This window comes from Variovorax dokdonensis, from assembly GCF_030316895.1.
Lineage (GTDB): Bacteria > Pseudomonadota > Gammaproteobacteria > Burkholderiales > Burkholderiaceae_C > Variovorax > Variovorax dokdonensis.
On sequence record NZ_JASZYV010000003.1, the window covers coordinates 362,058 to 387,552 of the forward strand.

19 protein-coding genes are annotated in these 25,495 nt (G+C 65.8%); 9 read left to right on the forward strand and 10 right to left on the reverse strand.

The genetic code is table 11. The features are described from left to right. Positions 1 to 44 precede the first annotated feature (44 nt). The 3 genes from QTH91_RS15485 (at position 45) to QTH91_RS15495 (ending at position 4,016) form a co-directional block, all read left to right on the forward strand. The gene (locus tag QTH91_RS15485) at positions 45 to 1,010 is read left to right on the forward strand and encodes a YihY/virulence factor BrkB family protein (RefSeq protein WP_286660994.1); all 966 of its coding nucleotides are present in this window, start codon (positions 45 to 47) and stop codon (positions 1,008 to 1,010) included. Between the two features lie 139 nt (positions 1,011 to 1,149). After that, entirely contained in the window at positions 1,150 to 2,379 is a 1,230-nt protein-coding gene (locus QTH91_RS15490) for an MFS transporter (protein ID WP_286660995.1), read from the forward strand. Between the two features lie 95 nt (positions 2,380 to 2,474). Further along, positions 2,475 to 4,016: a phospholipase D family protein gene (locus QTH91_RS15495; RefSeq protein ID WP_286660996.1), complete on the forward strand. Its 1,542-nt coding sequence runs from the start codon at positions 2,475 to 2,477 to the stop codon at positions 4,014 to 4,016. A gap of 20 nt (positions 4,017 to 4,036) precedes the next feature. Here QTH91_RS15495 and QTH91_RS15500 read toward each other — a convergent pair whose 3' ends face one another. The 3 genes from QTH91_RS15500 to QTH91_RS15510 all read right to left on the reverse strand — a co-directional run bounded on the left by QTH91_RS15500 (position 4,037) and on the right by QTH91_RS15510 (position 5,195). Beyond that, a complete protein-coding gene (locus QTH91_RS15500) occupies positions 4,037 to 4,309 on the reverse strand; it encodes a hypothetical protein (protein ID WP_286660997.1) in 273 nt (90 codons plus the stop codon). 118 nt (positions 4,310 to 4,427) lie between these two features. Further along, positions 4,428 to 4,595 (reverse strand): hypothetical protein, encoded by a 168-nt coding sequence (locus QTH91_RS15505; RefSeq protein ID WP_286660998.1) that lies wholly within the window; start codon positions 4,593 to 4,595, stop codon positions 4,428 to 4,430. A gap of 63 nt (positions 4,596 to 4,658) precedes the next feature. After that, a complete protein-coding gene (locus tag QTH91_RS15510) occupies positions 4,659 to 5,195 on the reverse strand; it encodes a hypothetical protein (RefSeq protein ID WP_286660999.1) in 537 nt (178 codons plus the stop codon). Positions 5,196 to 5,339: 144 nt separating this feature from the next. On the opposite strand from QTH91_RS15510, the gene QTH91_RS15515 reads away from it, so the two are divergent. Continuing rightward, positions 5,340 to 6,164 (forward strand): DUF2092 domain-containing protein, encoded by an 825-nt coding sequence (locus QTH91_RS15515; RefSeq protein WP_286661000.1) that lies wholly within the window; start codon positions 5,340 to 5,342, stop codon positions 6,162 to 6,164. A gap of 10 nt (positions 6,165 to 6,174) precedes the next feature. After that, positions 6,175 to 6,708 (forward strand): hypothetical protein, encoded by a 534-nt coding sequence (locus tag QTH91_RS15520; protein ID WP_286661001.1) that lies wholly within the window; start codon positions 6,175 to 6,177, stop codon positions 6,706 to 6,708. A gap of 40 nt (positions 6,709 to 6,748) precedes the next feature. On the opposite strand, the gene QTH91_RS15525 is transcribed toward QTH91_RS15520, so the two are convergent. The 3 genes from QTH91_RS15525 to QTH91_RS15535 form a co-directional block, all read right to left on the reverse strand. Continuing rightward, positions 6,749 to 9,169, reverse strand: coding sequence for an arylsulfatase (locus tag QTH91_RS15525; protein ID WP_286661002.1), 2,421 nt, complete (start codon positions 9,167 to 9,169; stop codon positions 6,749 to 6,751). Between the two features lie 136 nt (positions 9,170 to 9,305). Then, positions 9,306 to 10,475, reverse strand: coding sequence for a BamA/TamA family outer membrane protein (locus tag QTH91_RS15530; protein ID WP_286661003.1), 1,170 nt, complete (start codon positions 10,473 to 10,475; stop codon positions 9,306 to 9,308). A gap of 70 nt (positions 10,476 to 10,545) precedes the next feature. Continuing rightward, positions 10,546 to 13,137, reverse strand: a complete 2,592-nt coding sequence (locus QTH91_RS15535) for an autotransporter (protein ID WP_286661004.1) — start codon at positions 13,135 to 13,137, stop codon at positions 10,546 to 10,548. Between the two features lie 243 nt (positions 13,138 to 13,380). On the opposite strand from QTH91_RS15535, the gene QTH91_RS15540 reads away from it, so the two are divergent. From QTH91_RS15540 to QTH91_RS15550, 3 genes are all read left to right on the forward strand, one after another. Further along, positions 13,381 to 15,069: an arylsulfatase gene (locus QTH91_RS15540; RefSeq protein ID WP_390367335.1), complete on the forward strand. Its 1,689-nt coding sequence runs from the start codon at positions 13,381 to 13,383 to the stop codon at positions 15,067 to 15,069. Between the two features lie 359 nt (positions 15,070 to 15,428). Continuing rightward, positions 15,429 to 15,632, forward strand: a complete 204-nt coding sequence (locus QTH91_RS15545; protein WP_286661005.1) for a hypothetical protein — start codon at positions 15,429 to 15,431, stop codon at positions 15,630 to 15,632. Positions 15,633 to 15,858: 226 nt separating this feature from the next. Then, a complete protein-coding gene (locus QTH91_RS15550) occupies positions 15,859 to 18,759 on the forward strand; it encodes an autotransporter family protein (RefSeq protein ID WP_286661006.1) in 2,901 nt (966 codons plus the stop codon). 14 nt (positions 18,760 to 18,773) lie between these two features. On the opposite strand, the gene QTH91_RS15555 is transcribed toward QTH91_RS15550, so the two are convergent. Next, positions 18,774 to 20,195, reverse strand: coding sequence for a caspase family protein (locus tag QTH91_RS15555; RefSeq protein WP_286661007.1), 1,422 nt, complete (start codon positions 20,193 to 20,195; stop codon positions 18,774 to 18,776). A gap of 123 nt (positions 20,196 to 20,318) precedes the next feature. On the opposite strand from QTH91_RS15555, the gene QTH91_RS15560 reads away from it, so the two are divergent. Further along, a complete protein-coding gene (locus QTH91_RS15560) occupies positions 20,319 to 21,131 on the forward strand; it encodes a crotonase/enoyl-CoA hydratase family protein (RefSeq protein ID WP_286661008.1) in 813 nt (270 codons plus the stop codon). Positions 21,132 to 21,139: 8 nt separating this feature from the next. Here the strand turns inward: QTH91_RS15560 and QTH91_RS15565 are convergent, their stop codons facing one another. From QTH91_RS15565 to alaS, 3 genes are read right to left on the reverse strand one after another with little or no spacing between them, the layout of a single operon-like run. Beyond that, the gene (locus QTH91_RS15565; RefSeq protein WP_286661009.1) at positions 21,140 to 21,799 is read right to left on the reverse strand and encodes an NUDIX hydrolase; all 660 of its coding nucleotides are present in this window, start codon (positions 21,797 to 21,799) and stop codon (positions 21,140 to 21,142) included. Between the two features lie 23 nt (positions 21,800 to 21,822). Further along, on the reverse strand, positions 21,823 to 22,869 hold the full coding sequence (locus QTH91_RS15570) for a 2-dehydropantoate 2-reductase (protein WP_286661010.1): 1,047 nt from the start codon (positions 22,867 to 22,869) through the stop codon (positions 21,823 to 21,825). Next, complete coding sequence (alaS, locus tag QTH91_RS15575) at positions 22,866 to 25,493, reverse strand: alanine--tRNA ligase (RefSeq protein ID WP_286661011.1); 2,628 nt, start codon at positions 25,491 to 25,493, stop codon at positions 22,866 to 22,868. The genes QTH91_RS15570 and alaS overlap by 4 nt, the downstream gene beginning before the upstream one ends. Positions 25,494 to 25,495: the final 2 nt, after the last annotated feature.

Here is a 25,495-nt window from a genome sequence, read left to right on the forward strand (position 1 = left end):
TCGGCGACGATCTCGTCTTGCCCAGGACAAGTGAGAGGGAAGATTTGCCCCTGAGTCGCATCAAGGAACGCCTGGCCCACGCCTTCAAGCGTCTGCGCCATCTGGTAATGGCCACGCCCGGCATCAACGTCATCGCGCGGGCCATCCGCAACTACATCCTTCATCAGAGCGCCAACCAGGCCGGCAGCATGGCGTTCTCGTCGGTACTGGCCATGTTTCCGCTGCTGATCCTGCTGTCTGCCGGCGCGGCCTACATCGGCGAGCCCGGCGACGCGGCGGCATTGGTCTCGCGCGTGCTGAGCTACGCGCCGCAGCTGGTCTCCGACGCGATGCGCCCGGTGATCGAACAGGTGATGGCACAGCGCAACCAGGCGCTCCTGGCCATCGGCTTCGTCGCGACGCTGTGGACCGCGTCTTCGGGCATGCAGTCGGTACGAACGGCGCTCAACCGCTCCTATGGCATTCAGCGCGGGTTGTCGTTCTGGAAGGCGCGGCTCAAGGTGACGCTGTTCACCGTGGTCGTCGGCGGCGCGGTGATCGTCACCTTCAGCTCGGTGATCATCATGCCGTACGTGTGGAAACTGCTGGAGACGCAGGTCGGCGTCGGGCAGGACGTCATCTGGGCGCGCAACAGCGTCCGATATGGCTCTGCCTTCCTGGTGCTCACCGTGCTCTACGCCCTGCTCTATGCCTGGCTGCCCGACATCCGCCAGCGCGTGCGCACCGTCCTGCCCGGCGCACTGGTCGGCGCGGCGATGTGGGTCGCATTGGCGGCCACGCTGTCGTACACGCTGCGTTCGGCCGGCAACCTGGCGCTGTTCTATGGCAGCTTTGCCGGCGTGGTGGCGACGCTGGTCTTTCTCTACCTGAGCGCGAGCACCCTGATCTACGGCGCGGAAGTCAACGCGGTGCTGCACGAGAAGGTGCAAGAAGGCGAACGAGGCGCCCAGCAAGACGCATCGGCCGACCAGGCCACCGGCGACCCGGCCAGCCCACCTTCGCCCGCCTGAAGCAAGCCGGGCGAGCAATTCACTCGGGCGCATCGGGCCCGGCCTGCACGCATCGCCCGGCGGCGAGACAATCGGCGCTGGCCGATCCGCGCAACTCTCCGCGACCGGCGCGCCACCGCTGCAGCCCCTGCTCATTTTCATGTCGTCCCACCCCGCCCCGTCGGCGCCCGCCGCTTCCCCCGAGTTCTCGCTTCGCAAGATCGCCGTTCCCGCCTTCGGGCCGTCTCTGCTCTTCGGGCTGGGCGAAGGCGCCATCCTGCCCATCATTCCGCTGACCGCGCGCGATCTGGGCGCCTCGGTGTCGATGGCGGCTCTGATCGTCGGCCTCATCAGCCTGGGCTCGCTGCTCAACAACATTCCCGCCTCGCTCATCACCATGCGCTGGGGCGAACGCTGGGCCATCGTCGCGGCCGGCGTGTGGAGCGCCATCGGCATGGCCTTGGCCGTGATGACGTCGCACCTGGGCCTGTTCGCCGCCGGCTGCGTCATGGTGGGCATGTCGCAGGCGGTCTACAACCTCGCGCGGCAAAGCTACATGACCGAGGCCGTGCCCATCATGTACCGGGCTCGCGCGCTCTCCACGCTCGGCGGCGTGATGCGCATCGGCATGTTTGCCGGGCCGTTCCTTTCGGCGGCGGCCGTGCATGCCTTCGGCTTGCAGGCAGCCTATGTCATCGGCATCGTGGCGGTTCTGGGCGCGGCGGCGCTGGGGGCGAGCATGCCCGACCTTCCGCCGCTGCAACTGCCACCGGGCCAGGCGGCGCCCACGGCGGTCACGCTGCGATCCACGCTGCAGGACCACCGGCGCCTGTTCCTCACGCTGGGCATCGGAGTGCTGCTCGTGAGCGCCGTGCGCGCATCGCGCCAGGCGGTCATTCCGCTGTGGGCAGACCACCTGATGCTGGCGCCGGCCGTTGCGTCGCTCATCTATGGCCTGGCGGGCGGCATCGACATGCTGGTGTTCTATCCCGCCGGCAAGGTGATGGACCGCAAGGGTCGCGCATGGGTTGCCGTGCCTTCGATGCTGATCATGGGCCTGGCGATGCTGGCGATGCCGCTGACCACCGGCTTCGTCAGCCTGCTGATCGCCGCGCTGGCCGTCGGCTTCGGCAATGGCATCGGCTCCGGACTGATCATGACGCTGGGCGCCGACCACTCGCCCCGCCATGGGCGCGCCCATTTCCTGGGCGTGTGGCGTCTGCTGTCGGACATCGGCGCCTCCTGCGGGCCGGCGCTGCTCTCCTTCCTGGCGGCGAGCCTGTCGCTGGCGGCGGGCATCGCCAGCACCGGCTTGCTGGCGCTGGCTGCGGCCGCGGCCTTGGCCATCTGGATTCCGCCGCGGCGCCGCAGCCCCGACAAGGAACACTGACGCCACAATGGCACACCACCATGTGCCCGATCGCTCGTCGCCAGTTCGCCCATCCTTCGACCCGCCCAGGCCTTTGGTCATGCGCCTTGAGGTGGATGGCCGTCGCGCTGCTTGGCGCCAACCTCGCGCTCTTGTCCGGATGCGCCCTGCCGCCACTGGACGGGCGCCCTTCATCGCAGGCGCTGCCGCAGGTCGAAGCCCGCACCACGTCGCTCGGACGTGAGATCGGCGCCGTCGCGGCGCAGCACCCGCAACAGACGGGCATCCATGCACTGCGCGACGCACGCGAGGCCTTTGCCGCCCGCGTGCTGCTCGCACGCCAGGCCGAGCGAACGCTGGATGTGCAGTACTACATCTGGCGCGACGACACCACCGGTCATCTGCTGCTGGACGAACTGCGCCAGGCCGCCGATCGCGGCGTACGCGTGCGCCTTCTGCTGGACGACAACGGCATCGCCGGCATGGACGATGCGCTGGCCGCGCTCGACGCGCATCCGCAGGTGGACGTGCGCCTGTTCAACCCCTTCGCGTTCCGGTCATTCAAGCCGCTGGGCTTCGTCACCGACTTCCAGCGCGCCAACCGGCGCATGCACAACAAGAGCTTCACCGCCGACAACGTTGCCACCATCGTCGGTGGGCGCAACGTGGGCGACGAGTACTTCGGCGCCACCGACGGCGTGCTGTTCGCCGACCTCGACGTGCTCGCGGTCGGCTCGTCGGTCGACGAAGTCTCGGCCGCCTTCGATGCCTACTGGTCCAGCGCGTCGGCCTATCCGTTGTCGTCGCTGGTGAGCATGCCGTCGGCGCAGGCGTTGCAGGCCATCGAGGACCGCGCCGCGCGCATCGACCGGTCCGAACACGCCGCCAGCTACAAGCAGGCCGTGCGGGCGTTGCCGTACTTTCAGCACGACTCGAAAGCCGATGTGCCCTTCGTGTGGGCGAACGCACGTGTGCTGGTCGACAACCCGGCCAAGGGCCTGGGCGAGGCCGCGCCCGAGCAACTGTTGCTGCACCACATGGGCGAGGCCATCGGCGAACCGCAGCGCAACCTCGACCTCGTGTCGCCGTACTTCGTGCCGACGCGCCAGGGCGCGGAATACTTCGTGGGGTTGGCGCAGCGCGGCGTGCGCGTGCGCATCTTGACCAATTCGATGGCAGCCACCGACGTCCTTGCCGTGCATTCGGGCTACGCGCGCCATCGCGAGCAGCTCGTGCAAGGGGGCGTGACGCTGCTCGAGCTCAAGCCCGACGCGCAGGACCGATCCGGCGCGTCGTCGTCCAAGGACACATCGCTCGGCAGTTCCGGCTCCAGCCTGCATGCCAAGACCTTTGGCGTCGACGGGGAGCGGGTCTTCGTGGGGTCGTTCAACTTCGATCCACGCTCGGCGAGGCTGAACACCGAGCTGGGCCTGGTGATTCAAAGCCCTCAGCTGGCAGCCACGATGGCCAAGGTGTTCGATACCGCCGCCCCGCAGAGCGCCTGGGAGGTCCGGCTCGATCCGCAGACACAGGCATTGCGGTGGGTCGACACCGCCCGGCAACCCGAGCAGATCCTGGAAACGGAGCCCTTGACCCATTGGTGGCAGCGCGCCTGTGTGCGGCTGCTCGGCCTGCTGCCGATCGAATGGATGCTCTAGCGTCGCATGCGGGGCCGCATTCAGCGGCGCAGCCAGGACGCGAAGCGGCTGCACCAGCTGCGCGCCTGCAGCAGCCGACGCTGATCGCGCTGCTGCGCAACCCACTCCAACGTACGTGCCACGCGTTCGGCGCGTTCGGCGTCATCGCCCATCGGCTCGGCGCGCCAGCGAGCGGCCAATTGCCTCAGCTCGGCACTGGAGTGAAGGTGGGTCTTGTTGGGGCCTGATGAAGACTCGCCGCCGTCGGCTTCGTGGCAAGCGTGGAGCGATGAAGACGCGACGGCGAGTTGCATGACCTGATCCCGGTTCCTGGTTGAGCAGCGAAGAAGCCGCTACCGTAGCCGCCGCTGTTCGGCAGGCTTGCAGGTTGAGGGGGTCAGGTGATGCGGGGGTTGTCCTACGCGTCCTACGTCAGCCCTGGTGTGCTCGCTTGCCGACGTTCTTCTTGCTGCGCGTTGCCGGGCCGCGCTCCAGGCTGCGGCGCTGGCCCGTTCCGTGGCGGACCGCGGGGTAGCCTTCCAGTGGCTTCGGCGGCTTGGTGGCTTTGCGGTCTGCTTCGGTGACGATCTTGTTGCCCATGGTGTTTCCTTGACAGTTTCGGATGAAGCCGCGAATTGTACGGAGGGCGCCGGAGTCAGCCCTTCAACGCCGTCGCAGCAAGCGCCTCAGCCAACGCGGCCAACGCCTTCCCCGACCGATCGCCACTTCGCGGAACATGGCGCGATGTTCTTCCAGGGCCTGCTCCAACGCGCGCAAATTCGATTCGTTGTAGATCCACGCACCTGACACCACGATCTTCCCCGACTGCGCAGCCTTGACCTGGATGTCGGTGGTGCCGATGCGCTCCACCACCGCCACGCGTGCCGAAGCCTGCATGGCCGGGTCGCCCTCGGATGGAATAGGCCGCGACAAGTCGAAGCTGATCATCTGCACACGCGGATGGAAGTGTGCGATGTGCGCACAAGCCTCGTACAGCAGCAAGGCGCCGACGTTGCGCGGCTCATCCTGCACGACCGACGTGGGCGCGAAGGTTTCGAAATGCACGTCCGCGCCGCCATTGCTCACCACCACAGGGTCGACGCGCCCCAGGAACACCTGGCCCGCGAACATGAGCATGGGCTGACCCAGTCGATACGGCCCGCCACCGGGGCCGCTGATCTGAACGAGTGGAGCTTCCATAGGAACGGTCCGCAGACTGCGGACAGTGACCTTGCATCATAAGTTGCGTCGGTCGCTGGACACTTGCAAACCGCTCGGTTATGGTCGGCCCGCGTTTGAAACACGAGACATTCGTGCCCCGACTTGTTTATGGAGGAATGCTTTATGCCGCTTTTCAGGCTCAATGCGATCTGCCTGGCCGTCTTGCTCAGTGCCTGCGCCAGCTCGCCCCCCTCGGCCACCGGCGCCTCGTCGTCGAACATGGCGGGCAGCATGACATCGACGGGTGCGGTTGTCGCGCCTCAGGCCGCCACCGCCAGCGCGAATGCGGTCGACCCCGCAGCCGTCCAGGCGGTCAAGAGCATGAGCAGCTATCTGCAGACGCTGCAGCGCTTCGCCGTGACGGTGGACCTGACCGGTGAACGCGTTCTGTCCGATGGCCAGAAGCTCATGCACTCGGCCGAGGCCGACATGCAGGTGGCACGCCCGAACCGCGTCGCCGTGCAGACCGCCACGGCCACGTCGCGCCGCAACCTCTACTACAACGGCAAGAAGGTCACGCTGCAGTTCCCGGACGCCAACTACTACTCGAGCGTCGACTACACGGGCACGGTGGCCGAACTCATCGACCGCCTCAAGGCCAACTACGGCGTCGAGTTTCCTGCGTCCGACCTGTTCCTGCTCGGCACGCCCGCCGCGCCGCTGGACAACCTGACCTCGGCCATGAACGCCGGACAGTCGCTCATCGACGGCGTCGTGTGCGACCAATACGCTTTCCGTCAACCTGGCATCGACTGGCAGATCTGGATCTCCACCGGTCCCAACCCGTTGCCGCTGAAGCTCGTCATCACCGACCTGACCGACGATGCCCGACCACAATCGGTCACGCATTTCAGCTGGACCATGCGGCCGTCGTTCCCCGACTCGCGGTTCACCTACGTCCCCAGCAGCAGCGCCAAGGCCATCGAGATGGTCCCGGTCAAGAAGTGAGGTGCATGCCATGAAGACTCGACTCCATACCCTTTCCCTGATCGGCGGCGCGCTCGCCATGGTGACTGCCTCCGCACTCTGGTCGCCTGAAGCGGATGCGCGTCCTGCGCGCGGCGGCGGCGGCGGTGCACATGCGGGCGGAGGCCACGCAGGCGGTGCACGCGCAGGCGGCGGCCGGCCGCAGGTCAACAACGCGAGGGCCGACTCCCGGACGAGGGATGTGCGCTCGAACAGCGTCAACAACGTGTCGAACCGCAGCGCCAACGTCAACCGCAACACGAACATCAACAGCAACCGCAATGTCAACGTCAACGTGGACAGAGGCGGTTGCTGCGGCTGGGACAACGACTACCACCCGGTCGCCACGGCGGCTGCAGTCACGGCCACGGTGGCGGTCACCTCTGCGGTGGTCGGTTCGATCGTGCGCACGGTGCCTTCGGGCTGCTCGGCCGTGAACTATGGCGGCATGATCTACCAGCAGTGCGGCGCTACCTGGTATCAGCCGCAGGGTTCGCAATACATCGTGGTGAACCCGCCGTATTGATAGGAGCTCGGCATGCCGCAAAGCGGCGAGCCGCGCTCGCCTACTGACGCAACTGCGCCCTTCGCGCTTCCAGCTCGAGCGCTTCGTACGAGGCCTTTTCGACGGTGATGGCAACGCCCTGAATCGAGCCGCCGTGGAAGGCGCCAGGGGTTTTGTACTCTCCGCTGACGGCGTCGCCGCTGTCGTAGCCAACGCACAGACCGTCGCCGGACAGGGTGAACTTGGCCGGCTGGGTCTTCATCTCCCCTTGGGCGACGACCTTGTCGTTGACGTAGAGCTTCATCGTGCCGAGCGATTCCTTGTGCGGGCCAGCCCCGGTGCGTGTGAACTCCATGCCCAAGGTGTACTTGCCTGGCTTCAGTTCCTCCGAAGAGACGAACTTCTGCTCGGGCTTGATGCCAAGGAAGTTGTAGACGTAATAGAGTTTGTGATCCTTGATGAACAGCGCATGTCCGCCGAAACGCGACCCATGGGCAAAGATCACCCCGCCCGCGTCCGCCTCGGTGATCTCCACATTGGCCAGGATCTTGTATGAGCGGTTTCGCACGCTGACCGCTGCGCCTTCCGGGACAGGCGCGGTGTCGGGGTAGTAGACGTAACGGTCGCGCACGGGTTCGCCCGACGGGCGCTCGATCAGCAGGATCTCGGAGGCTGTGCGGTCGTCCACCGGCAGCGCCAGATTGATCCTGGCCTCTTCGTCCCACGCCTTCTGAAGCGCCGCGAGCTTCTCCGGATACTGCTTTGCCAGGTCGGTGGATTCCGAGCGGTCCGCATCGACGTGATACAGCTGCCACTGGTCCTTGTCGAAGTTGCCTTTTCCGGTGAACGGTGCATGCACGGCCGCGGCCAGCCATCCGTCCTCCCAGATTCCGCGCGTACCAAGCATGCTGTAGAACTGCCGCTTCTTCTGCGTCGGCGCATTCGGTGCGGCGTCGAATGTGTACTTCATCGAGATGCCCGAGAGCGGAAACTGCTCGACCCCACGATAAGTCTTGGGCATCTCCAGCCCGACGATGTCGAGCAGCGTCGGCACGATGTCGACCGAATGGTGGTACTGGTCGCGCATCTCTCCGCGCGCCTTGATGCCCTTGGGCCACGAGATCACGAGCGGGTCGGCCGTGCCGCCGGAGTACTGGGCATAGCGCTTGAACATCTGGAATGGCGTCGAGAAGGCAACCGCCCATCCGGTGGGAAAGTGGTTGTAGGTATCGGGACCGCCGAGTTGGTCCATCAGTTTCATGTTCTCGGCAAGATCGTCCGGATAGCCGTTGAAGAACTTGTTCTCGTTGACCGAGCCATTGGGAGTGCCTTCGCCAGAGGTGCCGTTGTCGGCCGCATAGAGGACGACCGTGTTCTCAAGCTGCCCCGTCTTTTCGAGGTATTCGACGACTCGCCCCGTTTGCACGTCGGTGTATTCGGAAAGGCCAGCGAAGACCTCGGCCATGTGCGAGAACAACTTCTTCTCGTCGGCGTTGAGCGTATCCCAAGGGCGCACGGCGTCGGCCGGGTTGGCCTGTGACTGCGGCAGCGGGTTGATCGGCGTCAGCTTGGTCCCCTTGGGCAGCACGCCCTTTTCGATCATGCGCGCCAGCACCCAGGTTCGGTAGGCCTCGTAACCGTCATCGAACTTGCCCTTGTACTTGGCGATGTACTCCTTCGGGGCGTGGTGCGGGGCATGATTGGCGCCCGGGTTGTAGAACATGAACCACGGCTTGGTAGGGCTGGTTGCCTGCTGGTTCTGGATCATCTTGATCGCCTGGTCGGCAAGATCCTTCGACAGGTGGTAGCCGTTCTCCGGTCCATATGGCGGCTCGATGAACCGGTTGTCTTCGACAAGATCGGGGTACCACTGGTTGGTCTCGCCGCCGATGAACCCGTAGTACCGCTCGAAGCCCTGCCCGAGCGGCCACGTCTTCCGGTCTCCGCCCTCGGCGACATCCTGCTCCGGGACATTGTGGTTCTTGCCCAGCCAGAAGGTGCTGTAGCCGTTGTCCTGAAGCACCTGTGCGAGCGTGGCGGCTTGCGGTGGAATGCGGCCAGCCCAGCCAGGGAATCCATTGGAAGCCTCCGTGATGGCGGCCATTCCGTTCAACGTGTGGTTGCGCCCTGTGAGCAGCGTCGCGCGTGTCGGCGAGCACAGTGCAACCGTATGCCATTGCGTGTAGGTCAGCCCCCGGTCCGCCAGCTTTTGGAGCGTGGGCATGTTGATTCGCCCGCCGTAGGGGGACCAGGCGGCAAGGCCCGTGTCGTCATAGAGCACGAACAGGATATTGGGCGCGCCTGAAGGTGCTTTCTTCGGCGTGAATGGCCCCCAGTCAGGCTTCGAATCCCGGACATCGAGATTGATGGTCCCCTTGAAGTCCTTGTAAGGCCCCACAGGCGCTGGAGCCTGCTGTGCCATGGTGGTGGAGAGGAACAGCGCGGCGAACGCGCCGACCATTCTGCGGCACAGCAATGTCATGATGAGGCCCTGCGTTGGTCCGATTTCTCGGTATGGCTCGGTCACTTCTCAAGCATTGGACTGGACGCCGTTGCGTGAATGTTTGATCTGGCGCAAGGATGTGAACGATGCAGGGGCTTCCTGGGTTTGCAGTTCACTAGCGCCAGGCATTCCCCACCTGGATGTACCAAGCGCTTTCCTCCGGACCTTTGGCAACGTCGATCCCAACCCAGAGCCCGAGTTGCTTGGCGAGCAGGTAGCGAAACCCGACCCCTTTCGATACCTGGCTGGTGCTGTCGCCGAAAGCTTCCTGCCGCCCCCAAGCGCGCCCCGCGCCCATGAAGCCGATCAGGGCCCACCGCGGTGTGACGTTCCAACGCAGTTCCGTTTCCAGTACCGCGGTGTTTTCATCTTGATAGCGAGCCGCGGGAATGCCACGCAGATCGATGAAGGGCAGTTGGTAGTACGGCACGCGGCCACGCGCCGCGCGGCCGTCGACTCGGCCTCCAAGCACCACTTCCTTGCCGATAGGAAGGTACGCAAACACATGGCCACGGTAGGCCTGAAACCGCGTGCTGCTGCCCCAGTCGGGGTCATAGAACATGGCGTCTACCGCACCGGTCCAACCCTTGTTCGGCGTAAAGATGTTGTCGCGCGAGTCGTACTCGAGGGTCAGCCCGAGCCCCGAACTCTTTCTGCTGACCTCTTCTGGCAGCAGCTTCGAGAGGCGCCCATCCAGATCCACCTTGCTGTTGAAGTCCAGGTAGATCCAGCGCGCGCCAAGCCAGGTATTGCTGTGACTGTCGCCCAGGCGGCGCAGGATCTGCTGGCTCGACATCCAGCCGTCCAGCGAATAGGCGAGGCTGCGCGTTCCACTTTCCAGCTGGCCGCCGGCGCCGTAGAAATCGAGGTTGACGTCGGTGCGCCCCACCCCGCCTCGATAGCGCCAGCGGTCTTCGTCGAAGCTTGCCATTCCGCCACCGAAGACAGCGCGCGTGCCGTTCTCCGTTCCGGCCCCGCCAAGCACCCAGATGTCGGGCGGCGTAAGGTGGCCGGTTTCCTTGGCCCGCTTGGCACTTTCGCCCAGGGAGTTGCGCACGAACATGAGCGCAAGCCCACCCCCGTAGCCCACCGCTGGCTCGGTGATGACGAGGGGGATGGGCAGAAAGCCCTTGCGATTGACCAGCCAGTCGGACATGTCCAGATAGCCGTCGCTCGGGTCGATGAAGCCTTCCATGAAGGCTTGGCTCGGGGTACCGCAAGCGAACAGCCCAAGAAGCACGGTTGCTTTGCGGGCCAGTCTTCGAGCCTTGGTCAGCGTAGTCATTTGCAGCAAGCGCTCCTCCACATGGTCGATTTCCAAGCTGACTCAACATGCACGAACGATGTGCACACCGTCACCGCCGGCCGCGAAAACCGCCGCCGCCCCGGAAGCCTCCGCCATGAAAGCCGCCGCCGCCGAAATTCCCTCCACTGATTCGCCCGCCGCCGAAGCCATGGCTCACGCTCGAGCGTTGCAATTGGTCGTTGCGCTGGATGCCCTGCAGGCGGGCGTCGCGGGCTTGGTCGAGTTGCTGTTGCAGCTCGGGCCGCGCACCTGCCGCCGCCGCGGCGCCGCCACCATTCACGGGCTGCCAACCGTCGGTCCCATGCTTCTCCCAACCGTCCCCGGTATTTCGGTAGACATTGCCATCATGGCCGGCATACACATCGTCGCCGATGCGAGCCGCCGCGCCACGGTCTCCCGAAGCGGCGGAAAAGGTTGTTCCTTTGCCAGTGGCCGGGTCGTAGATGAATCCGCGGTTCGCGTGCATGCTGTCGCCGCTGATCGCGTTGCCGGCGGTGCCGCGCGCACCGCCCGCGATCACCCCGTCGGGGCCGCGCGCCACCCCACGCGCGCCTGCTGCATAGTTGCCGGTATACACATTGCTCACGACGCCGCGCTGCCCAGCGGCGATGGCGCCGGTGCGGGAGTTGTAGGCGATGCCTGTGCGCCCGGCCCAGCGGTTGCCACTCCAGGCGTCGAAGCCGCCGCTCACACGCGAGACGCCGGCCACGTCGCCCCAGCGACGGTAGATGGGCCCCGAAAAGCCAGCCCACCCGCCGGGCCCCCATGCCGCTGCGCCCCCTGCAGGGCCATAGGCCACGCCGCCCCACCAACCGCCCCAGCCATAGGCCCAGGGTCCCCAGTATGGGTACGGTCCCCAGCCCCAGGACCAGGCCGACGTCACCGCGCCCCACGCCCAGCCGAAGCAAAAGCCAAAGGCCCAGCCGATCCATGGCGTGTAAGTGACTGCCGCGCCGTAGCCGTATGTGGCGGGCCAGCCGATCCAGCTGGCGTCCACCCAGGGTTCGTAGACGTAGCCGGTCCCATACACCACAACACCGCTGACAGGGTCCACGTACTCGCCCAGGTAGCCGCCGGTGTAGCCCACGTACACGTAGTCGCCTGAGACGCCGTAGATGCGCACGTAGGTGACGTAGTGGATCGGCGAGCTGGGCGGGATCCCATAGATCGCGGCGGGCACAGTGGTGGCGACCTCCCATGGCCCTTGAACGCTCGCAGCTGTGAACCACACGCCATCGTGCAGCGCGTAGTAGCTTCCTGCCGCCCGAATGAGGGGCGTCGAGCTGTTGGGCGCCCACTCGAGCGAAGTGCCTGCAATCGGTGCCCAGCGCGGCGACCCGCCGTCGAATCGCAGCGGCGGCAGCTTCGCCTGCGACATCCGCACGGCGGCCGTTTGAGGAACGTTGGTGGCGATAGCCGCCTCGCGCGCCTGACTTGTGCCGGCGATGGATGCCTTGACGTTCTCCTTCTCGCTGTCATCGGGAATCCTGGAAAAGTCGGTTGGCAATGCGTTGGCCGCGACGAAACTCCAAGGCCCTGCTTCGTCCGGTGCTCGGAACCAGCGGCCAGATGCGAGCAGATAGATGTGCTGATCGACGTTGTCACGGAAGATGTTGCCCGTGGTGTTCTTCACGTACAACAACCGGGTGTCGGCAATCGGCGCCCACGACCAATCGCCCTCGCTCACGATCAGTTCCGTGGGCTTGGTAGCGACATAGATGAGCGGCGGCGTACCTTTCTTGAGAGACGGGGGCGTCTGGCGCACGTCGCTTGCCTTGTCGCTGGTGGCCGCCGTCTCGCCCGAAAGAAGATCTGCGGCGCGGTTGCTCTGCGCCTCGGTGCGAAGCTTGCGAAGGTCGGCAGTTTCTGCAGGCACGACCCGCCAGGCTGCACGACTGTCGATGGCGTCGGCCATCATCCAGCCATCGAAGACGTGAAGGTAGTGCCGGCCCTGTGCATCGCGCACAAGCAGCACGCGGGTATTGAGCACGCGCTCCAGCGCAGTACCTTCGGCGCGCACGTAGCGCGGCAAGCCGTCGATGTTGACGAGGATGGCGGCCTGGCGCGAAAAGATGAATGAAGGAGCCTCGTTCTTCAAAGGCAGGCTTGCATTGCGTTCGGCGACCTGCACGCCTTGCACCTGCGCCTCCAGTCGATCGAGGCTGATGGTTCGCTGCTTGCCCGCCGCGTCCTTTTGAAGCGCATCGACCCAGGCCTGAGCTTCCCGGCCTGCGGTGGGGAACTGCGCTTTGGTGACGGTGTATTGGTCAAGGACAACACGACGCGATCCCTTGTCGACCAAAGTTCGGGCAGCGAGTTCGACCACGCCGTAGGTTGCGCGTGAGCTGTCCTTGCCGGTCTTGCCGCCGCCCTCTCTCACAACAACGGCGGCGCGCCCATGCAACTGCAGCCCATCCCAGCTGTCGATCTGCGGCGGGTAGACCTGCAGTACGTCCTTGGCATTCAGGCGAACCGTGTAGGGCCACGGACTTTCGCTCTCTGCTCGGACCGCAGTCGGCTTGCCCGCCCCCTGCGCGGGCGCCGCATGCAGCGCACCTGATTGCCAGGCACAAGCGACAAAGAGAATGCAGACGGCTGCTCTTGCCCAACCGAATTGCTGTCGTTGCTTCGAGAACCCCATTGGCTGACTCCATGTGGCGACCATGAGCAATGTATCTGTCGGGGTGGAGCCATCGCAAGGTGCGGATGAGTTTTCGGTGCGTCGCCAGCGACTTTCAGTGCCTCGAACATATGAAGTCCATCTCCATGCGTAGGCGTCGTCCTACGTCGCATCACATCGACCAAACTTGAGGTTGCGCGCATGTCGTGCCGCGCTTAGATTGCGCACTTCACGTCGAAGCGAATCCTTTTAGGAGAGAGCAGTATGGAGAAGCGATTCAAGTCTCGTTGGCAGGTGATGGGCTGTGTAGCGCTGACTGGCGCTTTGGTCTTCTTGGGGTCATCCCAGGTCTTTGGCCAAGCCAAGCCTCCTGCAGCCACCCCGGCTCAACCAAGCACCACTCAGGCTCCAAGCCAGGGCTCGCCGACAGCGCCTCAGACGTCCAAGCCCAACATCCTTGTGATCTTCGGCGACGACGTGGGGATCACCAACATCAGCGCCTACGGCGGTGGCGTGGTCGGCTACAAGACGCCCAACATCGACCGCATCGCCAAGGAAGGCCTGCGCTTCACCGACTACTACGCCGAGAATAGTTGCACCGCTGGGCGCGCGACGTTCGTTACCGGCCAGACTGCCAAGCGAACCGGGTTGAGCAAAGTGGGTGTGCCGGGTGCGCCGGTCGGCCTGCAGGACCGTGACGTCACCATTGCCGAGGCTCTGAAGGCCCAAGGCTATGCCACCGGACAGTTCGGCAAGAACCACCTTGGAGACCGCGACGAATATCTGCCCACCAAGCACGGCTTCGACGAATTTCTGGGCAATCTCTACCACCTGAACGCCGAGGAAGAGCCCGAGCGCCCGTACTGGCCGAAGGACAAGAACGATCCGTTCGTCAAGAACTTCTCTCCGCGCGGCGTGCTGCACACCTTTGCCGACGGCAAGACGGAAGACACTGGCCCCCTGACCCGCAAGCGCATGGAGACCATCGACGACGAGACCACCTCGGCCGCGATCGACTACATGAAGAGGCAGACGGCTGCTGGCAAGCCCTTCTTCACCTGGATGAACTTCACCCGCATGCACCTGTTCACCCATGTGCGCGAGTCGATGCGAGGTCAGGCGGGCATGCCGGGCAACGAGTATGCGGACGGCATGATCGAGATGGACAACAACGTCGGCAAGCTGCTGCAGGCAGTCGACGACCTGAAGATCGCGGACAACACGATCGTGATCTTCACGACCGACAACGGGCCGAATCAGTTCAGTTGGCCCGATGCCGCGACAACGCCGTTCCGCAGCGAGAAAGATACCAACTGGGAAGGCGCCTTCCGCGTGCCGGCGATGGTGCGTTGGCCCGGCAAGGTCAAGGCCGGCGAGGTGACCAACGAGATGTTCTCGGGCCTCGACTGGTTCCCCACGCTGTTGGCCGCCGCGGGCGACACCGACATCAAGGACAGGCTGTTGAAGGGCGCGACGATTGGTTCGAAGACGGGCAAGATTCACCTCGATGGCTACAACCAGCTCGACTTGTTGACCGGCAAGTCTCAGAAGGGCGCGCGTGACGAGTTCTTCTACTTCAACGACGACTCCGAATTGGTTGCTATGCGCTTTGGCGACTGGAAGGCCGTGTTCTGCGAACAGCGGGCGCCGGGCGGCATGCAGGTCTGGGCCAACCCATTCACTTGTTTGCGCCTGCCCAAGCTGTTCAACCTGCGCATGGACCCGTATGAGCGGGCGGACGTGGTGTCCGACCAGTACTACGACTTCCAGACCAAGAACGTCTACCTGCTGATGATGGCTCAGACTAAAGCCATCGAACACCTGAAGACCTACGTCGATTACCCGCCGAGCCAGTTGCCGGCCGAGTTCGGCATCAACGAAGTGCAAAGGAAGATCAACGAAGAGATCGAGCAGAAGATGAAGAAGCCTGCTGCGCCGGCTGGCGGGAAGTAGGTTCAGAACACCCTGGGGCTTGGCGAGTGTCGATGTTCGGCCCGCAATGCCTCAGGGATGCTCAGCGCCGGCGCCGCGGCACGGGCGGCCTCCGACATCAAGTGGCGTCGAGATCTCAGACAGAGTCATTCCGGCGAGCCGCAGTTCGTCGATGAGCCCGAGCGTTTCAATGTCCAACCTCCTGGCGTGCTTGGGGCTGGTCAGGGCGGTGAAGCGACCCGGCACCTTTCGCGGCAGGCTTCTCACTCTCCCGAGATTCGAAGCCCGGTAGTCAGACCCCAGGCCTGCCTCTTACGTGTCGAGCCTTGGATGCCCCCTACGGGCCCGTGACTTTTCATCTTGGCTCAATGGAGACGAACATGACCAAGAGCAGTGCCCCGGCCAATAGCAGTCCATTTGATTGGAAGGCTTCCGGGCGGACAACCTCTTCTGACCAGGAGCGCATGAGCGCGCGCAAAGCGGAAGACTTGCGGCGCAAAGGTGCTGCGCGTGTGCAAAGCACCAAGGGCGACCTGCACGGCAGTGGCGCCCCTTCGCAGGTCAAGATTCGCTCGGACAAATGAGGCGGTATCCGAGGGTCGTCTTTCTCTGGATGCCTCTTGCCTGGCTGGATCTTCGCGCCAACGTGGAACATCGGGCGGCAGCCACGCAAATCGGTTCCATAGGCACTTGGGCTTTGGCGAGCAAGGACCGGTGAGCTTGCATGGGCGGCTTCTGAATGCTTTCGTCGAGCAGTGGCCGAGATCGCCCAAGACAGCGAACGCCAAAGTCAACCAGCAGGAGCTGAACATGCCCCCGCCCCGCACGAAGTTGTGGCACCGGCGATTGAGCGAGCGGCTGCGACCCCGATACAGCCCTTTCGCCTTGGCCATCGGATGCGTCGGCCTGTGCCAGACGTCCGCGAGCCTTGGCCAGACCGCGACGTGGACCGGTTCGACGGCCTATGGCGACTGGTTCGATCCAGCGAACTGGAGCACTGCCGCCGTCCCCGTTGCACCGACGCAGGCCCTGGTGGGTGGCTTCGCCACCGTTGTCATCGGGCAGCCGGGCGCAGCTGCCGCCGGCGTGGATCTCATCGACTACAGCGGCTTGCTCTTCCAGGGGAGCGCCAGCGCCGGCGCGATGAGAATCAACGTCTTCAATCACGAGGGCAACAATGGCCCGGCTCTGATCTTTCAGGATTCTTCGACCGCGGCGCAATCAAATATCAACCTGACCGGCGTCGCGGCCACGACGTTCGCCGACGCGGTTGCCAACTTTGAAGCGGCTTCGACCGCTGCGGATGCGGTGATCACGATCGGCAACGGCGCGCAGGTCGGGTTCTATGGTTCAAGCACGGCCGGCCAGGCGACCATCATCAACAACGCTGGCGGCATGACGGGCTTCGTCGGCTCGTCCTCGGCAGGAGCTGCCACGATCACCAACAACGCCGGCGGCGTGACGGTGTTCTGGCAGCAGTCCACTGCCGACACGGCCAGCATCATCAACAACGCTGGTGGGTCCGTTGATCTTTCCTTGAAGGACGCTTCGTATGGCGGCGACGGCGCACTCACGGTGGGCTCGCTGTCCGGCGCGGGCAACGTCTACCTGGGGTCGTCTTCGCTCACGCTGGGAACACTGAACCGCAACGAGACCATCAGCGGGGCGATCGCCGATGGATTCTCGCCGCAGTTGCTGGCCTATCTGGATGAGAACGGCCTGCAACCGCCGCCCTTGTCGGGCGGCTCGTTGGTGAAAAGCGGGACGGGCACGCTCACGCTCTCCGGTGCCAACACATACACGGGCGGAACCGCCGTCAATGGCGGCGTCCTCGCCGTCAGCAGCGATGCCAATCTGGGCGCAGCGGCCGGGCCTCTGCGTCTGGACGGGGGCAGCCTGCGAACAACGGCCAGCATGTCGACAGCACGTGCCATCACGCTTGGAGCGGCAGGGGGAACGTTCGATACGGGCCCCGCCACCAACCTGATCCATGGCGGCACCATTGATGGCGGCGGAGCGCTCTTCAAGACGGGCACCGGCACCCTGACCTTGGGCGGAAGCAGCACGTATTCCGGTGCGACCAGCCTGAACGCCGGCGTGCTTCGCGCGGCGGCCCCCAACGTGTTCAGCGCGGGGTCGGCGCATGCGGTAGCGCAGGGCGCCACGCTCGATCTGGACGGCCACAGCCAGGTATTGGCGTCGGTGACGAACAGCGGAACGGTCAATGTTCAGGGCGCGGCGCCTGGAGCCACACTCACGGTCCGAGGCCCATGGATCGGCAACGGGGGGACCTTGCGCTTGGGTACGGCACTGGGCGACAACGCGAGCGCCAGTGACCGATTGGTGCTCGATGGCACTTCTGCGAACGCGAGTGGCATCACCAGCTTGCAGATCGTCAACCTCGGTGGCTTGGGCGCATTGACGTCGGGAAACGGGATCGAGGTGGTCAGCGCTGTCAACGGCGCGACCAGCAGCGCGCAATCCACGCGCGACGCCTTTGCACTCGCAGGGGGGCATGTGGACGCCGGTGCTTACGAGTACCGTCTCTATGCCGCGGATGCCAGCGGGGCCGGTGAGAACTGGTACCTGCGCTCGACCACCCCTGCTCCTGCCCCACCACCCGCTCCACCACCCGCTCCGACACCCGCGCCAGCACCGGCGCCCGAGCCATCGCAACCGCTGCCCGATTCGCCACCACCTGCTTCGAATGCTCCGCCACCACTACTGCCGGCGCCGACGGGGGCGGTCCAGAACGTGGTGCCGACGTATCGTGTCGAGGTTCCGTTGATAGCTGCCCTGCCCGAGCAATGGCGGCAGGCCAGTTTCACCGCCCTCGGCAACCTGCACCTTCGCGTCGGTGACGAAGGCAGCTCCCAGGCGTCGGGCCCTCGGGCATGGGGCCGCTTCATCAGCACCGATCGGCATGTCGCCCAAAGTGGCACCGTCGAGCCGTCGAGCGAGGGCCGGCTCTGGGGCGTCCAGGCAGGCACGGACCTATGGGCACGGCCCGGCTTGCGTGCCGGTCTCTATGTGGCGCAACTCGATGGCAAGGTCGATGTCAACGGCTTCGCGCGAGGCATCAGGAACTATGCGGCGGGATCCGACGATCTGCGCAACGAGTACCTTGGAGCCTACGCGACATGGATGGACCAGCAGGGGGCCTACGTCGACGCAGTGCTCCAAGGGGGTCGCCATCGAGCGGGCCTGGAACCCGCGACGGGAAGCGGAGGATCCATCCGAGGACACAGCGTCCTCGCATCGATCGAACTGGGACAAGCTATTGGCATCGCCCCAGGCTGGATCGTGGAGCCTCAGTTGCAGGTGGCTTATCAAGGCATGGACGTCGACGATGCACACCTCCCCGGATCGACGGTGCACCACGATGTCGATGGCAGCTGGATGCTGAGGCTGGGCGCAAGGATGGTCGGCGAGCTCGCGACATCCGCTGGTTTGTTGCAGCCTTACGCGCGGCTGAACTACTACCGTGCCAGCGGTGGGAACGACATGGCGACCTTCATCGGACCGAGCGGCTCCACTGCCATCGTGACGCAAAGCGGCGGCGCGAGCGTCGGACTCGCGGCCGGTGCCACCTGGCACATCTCGGCCCGCACGAGCGTCTACGGCGAGGTGGGCAAGCTCTGGGGCACGAGCGGCAGCACAGACCTCGGCGGCGGCCTGAATGCCAGCCTCGGGTTGAAGGTTCAATGGTAGGTCCAGGTCTCTGATCAGCGCAGTCCGCGGATCTCCACATCCGGCAGCCCCGACGACCCGGTGGCGGCGGCACGCATCAGCTTCTGACCGTCGCGATAGAACTGCCAGCAGCCACTTTCAGGCCGGCGCGCCTGGTTGGGCTGCGCCGGAGGCGCGGCATTGAAACGGACGCACAGGCTGCCATCGTCCTTGAACTCCCATCGGCCCGATCCGTTGGTGCCCGCGCGCCCCAGCGACAGGCTGTTGTAGTAGACCGTCCCGCCACCGCGCAAGTCCCATTGCTGCACGTCGCGGATGCTGCCGTCCTCGAAGCTGTGGGACTTGCCGACCAGCAACTGCTGCAACTCGTCGCGGGCCAGGTACTGGCGCTCAGAAGTCGCTGCAGGCAATGCTGTCGGCGCCGCCAGCGCAACGACGGGGGCCGGTGGTCGAGGCTGCAGCGTCTGCGCTTGGACCGCAGGTGGCACCACTGGCAAGGGCGCAGGCGCCACCTGCGAACCAGGCGGCGCGGCATTGACCGCCTCGCGCTCGCGGCGCGCATTCGCAATCGCCGTCTCGATGTCCTTCGGCACGGCCTGTGGCGACGGGGGTGAGGTCGCTGGCGAAGCCAGCGCCAAGCGGGTGTCGCGCCCAGACGGATTGAAGCTGAAGTTCGACGTGAGCGACGTGTTGACCCAAGGCAGTTGTCGACCTTGCGTGTCGCGCAGCACACGCACCCGCACGTTCTTGAACATCTGCTCGACCTCGATGCCCGGCACCACCATTTCCTCGGCGAGGCTCTTGGAGTAGACGCTGTTGCCGCCATCAGGGCCGTCTTCCGCAGCAGCGCCGGGCGACGATGCGAAGGCGATCAGCGTGCCTCGCGCACCCATTTCCGCCAGGCCGCCGGCCGCGTTGATGTTGCGCGTCTTCTTGGCGAACGGGTTGTTGCGACAGGCATCGAGGATCACGATGCGCGGATAGGAGCCGACCTTGTCGATGCGACCGATGAACAACTCGTCGATGTCGACGGACTCGTCCTTCACTTCTTCCTGGTCGCGCAAGTCGACATCCACCGGCAGGAGGAAGTTGCGTCCGTCGATCTGCACGCCGTGGCCAGCGTAGTAGAGCACCGCGATGGCATCGTCCTGCTGCACCCGCCTTGCAAACTCGCGCAGCGTCCGCCTGAACTGCACCACGCCGAGGTTGTATTGCTCGGTCACCTGAAAGCCCAGGCCGCGCAGGCGGGTGGCAATGAGGCGCCCATCGTTCTCCGGATTGGCCAACGGAAATTTCGGATACCGCGCATTGCCGATCACCAGCGCGATGCGCTGTTCGGCACCGGCGGGCTGCGCCAGCGCCAGCGTCGGCACCGACACCGCGCTGGCCACGAGCATCAGAAGGCAAAGCCATGCCCGCAAGGCGGCCAGCAGGTGCGCGCGGCGTGGGGCGATCATGAGCCGCAATATGGGCCGATGCTTTGCAGGATGCAAGCTTCCAGGGCCAGGCGCCTGCGTTGAGCATTCCCGCAAGGTGGTGGATCATGCGCGCGGTTCGACCATCCGACAGGAGTGTTCCCGATGAGCCCCCCCAGCGTCCGCACCGAAGTGCATGGCCCCGTGGCCACGATCATCCTGAGCCGCCCGCAGCAACGCAACGCCGTCGACCGGCCGACCGCCGAGGCACTGCATGAAGCCTTTGCGGCATTCGAAGCGAATGCCGATCTGCGCGCGGCCGTGCTGTGGGGTGAGCACGGCACCTTCTGTGCCGGTGCCGATCTGCGCGCCGTTAACGATCCGGCGCGCCGCAACGAACTCGATCCGGAAGGCGGTGGCCCCGGTCCAATGGGCGTGAGCCGCATGGCCCTGTCCAAGCCGTTGATCGCTGCCGTAGCCGGTCACGCGGTGGCCGGCGGCCTGGAGCTGGCCTTGCTGGCCGACATGCGCGTGGCCGAGCAATCGGCCGTGTTCGGCGTGTTCTGCCGCCGATGGGGCGTGCCGCTGATCGACGGCGGCACGGTGCGCCTGCCACGCGTGGTCGGCATGGGGCGCGCCCTGGACATGATCCTCACCGGCCGCGCGGTGGACGCCTCCGAGGCGTTGCAGATGGGGCTGGCCAACCGGCTCGTGCCCGACGGCCAGGCGCGAATCGCCGCCGAGGAACTGGCGCTGCAGATCTCGCAGTTCCCGCAGATGTGCATGCGCGCCGATCGTCACTCGGCCTATGCGCAGTGGGACTTGCCGCTTGAACAGGCCCTGCGCCAGGAGGGGCGCCTGGGTGTGCCGATCGTCGAGGCCGAAGGCGCAAGCGGCGCAGCCCGTTTCGCCCAGGGCGCCGGGCGGCATGGCCGCTTTGGCGAAACGAACGTCGATGCCGCGCCAGAGCGCAGCTGACAGCTTGCTCAGCGACGCGCAAACAACGGCTGCTCGAAATGCGCGACGCGTGTCGCCCTGTCCGCGATGCACACCTCGCGAAACTGATAGATGAACGCCGCCGTCGGTGCGGCAATCCAGCTGTGGCCGACGGGCATGCGCAGGACGGGCTGGTCGCTGTCTTCGATCGCGTCGAGCCACGGCGCATCGGCCCGCATGAACTCGGTCATCGGTATGCGATGGATGCTCTCGACCTCGGCTTCGCTGCGCACCAGGTCACGCGCCGCACCGGCCCAGACCACGACGGGCGTGATGGCGAAACCGGAGCGCGTGACGAAGTCGTCCAGCCGGCCGAGAACGGCGTCTGCTTCCAGCCGCAGGCCCACCTCCTCTTCCAGCTCGCGCAACGCGGCCTGTTCGGGCGTTTCGTCACCGTCGATGCGGCCACCCGGCATGGCCCATTGCCCGGCGTGGTTTCGAAGCTGGGAGGAGCGGCGAGTCAACAGCAGCGCTGCGTCTGGGCTCCATCCATTTGGCGAGGCGATTCCGGGGAGCATGGCGCCTTCGCCCTCCTCGATCAGCGCCACGGCCACCGCCGCGCGGCGAAGTCCCGGGGCACTGAGGCTCAGCACCTCGAAACGCCCCAGGCGTTCGGCAATGAGCAGTCGCAGGGTGTCGTCGAGCCGCATGGTGGCCGCGAATGCTGTTGTGGCTAGACGCCCAGCGCCCGGACCATGGCCGATGGCGTGAGCGATGTCGGCTTGTCGGGCCACACATCCAGCAGTTCGACCATCTTGGCGTTGCGCGGCGCGTGCGTGCCGTGTGCCTGTGCCAGCCGGACCACCTCGCCGCTCAGCGCGTCGACCTCGGTGCGGCGCCCGAGCGCAAGATCGTCGGCCATGCTCGAACGCGCCTTGGCGTCGATGCGCAGCATGCGCGCAGCCACCAGACGGAACAGCGGCGTGGGCAGGCGCAGCACCATGATCAGCTTGCGCCAGGGCAACGCCGCCACGGGCGCAGGCGTGATGCCGGCGCTGGCCATGACGGACAGGGCTTCTTCCATCAAGGCTGCGAAACATCGGCGGTAGCCACGCTCCATCAACTCGGCACGCAGCGGCAGGCCCGACAGCGCATTGACCGGGTTGTTCAGGTTGAGCAGCAGCTTGCCCCACTGGATGGACAGCACGTCGGGCAACACGTCGAGCGGCACGCCGGCGCGATCGAAGACAGCCGGCCATGCATCGACGGCGGAATGCGACTTCGCCACCAGCCGTCCCGCTGTGCCGCGGTGATACACGCCCGGTGCGATCTCGGCCACGTTGTAGGGCACCATGCCCGGCAACAGGATCAACTCCGGCGCCACCTGCTGGGCCAGTTGGGCATTGCTGATGCCGTTCTGCATGGAGATGACGGGGGTGCCCGCCGGCAGCGCCGCCGCCAGTTGCGCAGCCGCCTCGGCCGTGCCCCCGCTCTTGACGCACAGCAGCACCAGCGCGGGTCTTGCGCCTTGGGGCACCTGTGTCGCCAGCCGCACTTGGCCGAAAGGCACGTGGCGCTTCGCGCCGTCGAGGTCGGTCACGGTCAGGCCATGCTCCGCCAGCGCGTTGAGCGTGCGGGGCCGGCCTACCAGGGTGACCGGAATGCCGGCGGCCGCGAGGCAGCCGCCGAGGTAGCAGCCGATGGTGCCGGCGCCCATCACCAGCACTTCGCCGGGAATGGCGGCGCCGGATGCGGAGCCGGTGCCGCCAGGCAGGCTCATGCGCGTTCTGCGACCCAGCCCGCCACCGATTCGAGCGCCTTGGGCAGTGCGGCTGCGTCGCTGCCGCCGGCCATGGCCATGTCGGGCTTGCCGCCGCCCTTGCCGCCCACCTGCTGGGCGACGAAGTTGACGAGCTCGCCCGCCTTCACCTTGCCCATCACGTCGGCCGTGGCGCCGGCGGCCAACTGCACCTTGGCGCCGTCGACAGCCGCCAGCACGATGGCGGCGGACTTGAGCTTGTTCTTCAGTTGGTCGAGCGTGTCGCGCAGCGTCTTGGCGTCCGCGCCGTCCAGTCGGGCAGCCAGCACCTTGATGCCCTTGATGTCGACCGCCTGGCCGGCCAGGTCGTTGCCTTGCGACGAAGCCAGCTTGCCCTTGAGGGCGCCGACTTCGCGCTCCAGCGCGCGCACTTGTTCGAGCACCTGCGCCAGGCGCGGTTGAAGTTCTGCGCTGGGCGCCTTCAGCGTCGCGGCTGCCCGCTGCACCGTGGATTCGAGCTGCTGGACGTAGGCCAGCGCGTTGGCGCCGGTGATGGCCTCCAGGCGGCGCACGCCGGCGGCCACGCCGCCTTCGCTCACGATCTTGAACAGGCCGATGTCGCCAGTGCGCGAAACGTGCGTGCCGCCGCACAGCTCGCGGCTGGTGCCGATGTCCAGCACGCGGACCGTGTCGCCGTACTTCTCGCCGAAGAGCATCATGGCGCCGGTCTTCTGCGCCGATTCGATGTCCATCAGGCGCGCTTCGGTGGCCGCGTTGGCCAGGATCTCGGCATTGACGCGGCGCTCGATCTCGGTGATCTGCTCGGCCGTCATCGGCGCGTTGTGCGCGAAGTCGAAGCGGGTCTTGTCGGCATCGACCAGCGAGCCCTTCTGCTGCACATGCTCGCCCAGCACCTCGCGCAGCGCCTTGTGCATGAGGTGGGTGACCGAGTGGTTGCGCATGGTGGCGGCGCGGCGCGCGGCGTCCACGCTGGCCTTGACCTTGTCGCCCACCTTCAGGATGCCCTGGGTCTGCACGCCGTGATGGCCGAAGACGTCGGCCTTGATCTTCTGCGTGTCTTCCACGCCGAACTGCATGCCCTCGCCCGCGATGACGCCGGCATCACCCACCTGGCCGCCGCTCTCGGAATAGAAGGGCGTGGTGTCGAGCACGACGATGCCGCCCTGGCCCTCGGTCAATTGCTGCACGGCCGTGCCTTCGTGATAGAGGGCGAGCACCGTCGCGTCTTCGCTCAGGTGCTCGTAGCCGGTGAAGGTGTTGGCGGCGCCGCCGTATTCCACGGCGCGATCCATCTTGAACTTGCCGGCCGCGCGGCCGGCGGCCTTCTGGCGCTCCATGGCGGCGTCGAAGCCGGCCACGTCGACCTGCAGGCCGCGCTCGCGGCAGACGTCCTGCGTCAGGTCGAGCGGGAAGCCATAGGTGTCGTGCAACTTGAAGGCCACATCGCCCGGCAGCGTCTTGGCATCGCCGGCCAGGGTGGTGTCCAGAATCTCCATGCCGTTGGCCAGGGTCTCGAAGAATCGCTCTTCCTCGGCCTTGAGCACGTCGGTGATGCGCTGCTGGTCGGCCACCAGCTTGGGATAGGCGTCGCCCATGAGCGCGACCAAGTCCTTCACCAGTTTGTGGAAGAAGGGCTTCTTGCAACCGAGCTTGTAGCCGTGGCGGATGGCGCGGCGCACGATGCGGCGCTGCACGTAGCCGCGGCCTTCGTTGCTCGGCACGACGCCGTCGGTCACCAGGAACGAGGTGGCGCGGATGTGGTCGGCGATCACGCGCAGGCTGCCGTTGCTCAGGTCGGAGGTGCCGGTCTCGCGCGCGGCGGCCTTCACCAGGGCGTCGAACAGGTCGATCTCGTAGTTGCTGTGCACGTGCTGCAGGATGGCCGCCAGGCGCTCCAGGCCCATGCCGGTGTCGACGCAGGGCGCGGGCAGCCGCTTGACCGAGCCGTCCTCGGCCATGTCGAACTGCATGAACACGTTGTTCCAGATTTCGATGAAGCGGTCGCCGTCTTCATCGGGGCTGCCGGGCGGGCCGCCCGGGATCTCGGGGCCGTGGTCGTAGAAGATCTCGCTGCACGGGCCGCAGGGGCCGGTGTCCGCCATCATCCAGAAGTTGTCGCTCTTGTAGCGGCCGCCCTTGTTGTCGCCGATGCGGATCACGCGCTCGGGCGGCAGGCCGATCTCCTTGGTCCAGATGTCGTAGGCCTCGTCGTCTTCCTGGTAGACGGTGGCCAGCAGGCGCTCGGGCGGCAGCTTGTAGACCTGGGTGAGCAGTTCCCACGCCCACTTGAGCGATTCGCGCTTGAAGTAGTCGCCGAAGCTCCAGTTGCCCAGCATCTCGAAGAAGGTGTGGTGCCGCGCGGTGTAGCCCACATTCTCCAGATCGTTGTGCTTGCCACCGGCGCGCAGGCAGGCCTGGACCGAAGCGGCGCGAACGTAGGGGCGCTTGTCGGTGCCCAGGAACACGTCCTTGAACTGCACCATGCCCGAGTTGGTGAACATCAGCGTCGGGTCGTTGCCCGGCACCAGCGGGCTGGACGCCACCACCGTGTGGCCCTTGGAGGCGAAGAAGTCGAGAAAGGTCTTGCGGATTTCGGCGACGGTGAACGTGGGGCTGCTGCTCATGC